Genomic DNA, 304 nt, shown 5'->3' with positions numbered 1-304 from the left:
CCGACCGCGGCCTCCCTGATGGCGTTCCTCGATCACAAGATCTGAGTGCAGTGCGCCGGGGCGACACGTGCCGTCTCGCGGCTGTTCGTCGCTCCTCCATTGAACGCCGATATCGACGCGATGAGGCTCAGCAGCTCCGCCTGTCGGGTCGTACCCGTCTTGTGAAAGATGGATTTGAGCTGGCTACGCGCGGTGCTGGCCTGAACACCGATGCTTTCAGCATAGAATTGTAATCGCAGACCGCTCGCGAGAGCCCGCAGGAGCCGCGCCTCTGCGGGCGTGAGATCATAGAGGAGATGCAGAA

1 protein-coding gene is annotated in these 304 nt (G+C 61.8%); it reads right to left on the bottom strand.

All coding sequences use genetic code 11. The annotated features are described in order from the left end of the window. Positions 1–32 precede the first annotated feature (32 nt). Positions 33–304: helix-turn-helix transcriptional regulator (locus ACLBXP_RS25635; protein ID WP_447670633.1), on the bottom strand; the 272-nt coding region annotated here is incomplete at its 5' end.

It is taken from the genome of Methylobacterium sp. A54F (assembly GCF_053346035.1).
Note: the sequence above shows the minus strand (reverse complement) of the source record. Positions and strands in the feature narration are given on the sequence as shown.